Raw genomic sequence first — 371 nt, 5'->3', positions numbered from 1 at the left:
TTTCAGCACACGATAGAACGTGGACTCCGATGCGAGGTAGATGCCCTTGTCAGCCAGACGCGGTACGATCTGTGAGGGCGGCAGGCTCTGATATTCCTGCAGGTTGCAGGTGTCCACAATGGCCTCTTCCTCTGACTGGGTCAGCTGGTGTGGCTGTTCCGATCTCGGGGCGTGTGGTCGCTTATCCTCAGCAACTGCACCGTTTTCAGTGCGCCATCGTTTCAACGTGCGGAGATGAATGCCGATCAGTTCCGCAGCATGCTTACGCGAAGCGCCATCGGTCACGGCCGTATCAAAATACTCAAGCAGCCTTGTGCGCTCAGTCATCGGGGTCAAATGACCTCGTTGTCCCGATCGTCCCCGTACAAGGC

General features: G+C 57.1%; 1 protein-coding gene. It reads right to left on the bottom strand.

Annotated features, from left to right (window positions below; all coding sequences use genetic code 11):
* A partial coding sequence (locus WG929_RS21010; RefSeq protein ID WP_416207625.1) for a helix-turn-helix domain containing protein occupies positions 1-327 on the bottom strand: 327 nt, incomplete at its 3' end.
* Positions 328-371 lie beyond the last annotated feature (44 nt).

It is taken from the genome of Oceanobacter antarcticus (assembly GCF_044962685.1).
GTDB classification, from domain to species: Bacteria; Pseudomonadota; Gammaproteobacteria; order Pseudomonadales; family Oceanobacteraceae; genus Oceanobacter; species Oceanobacter antarcticus.
Note: the sequence above shows the minus strand (reverse complement) of the source record. Positions and strands in the feature narration are given on the sequence as shown.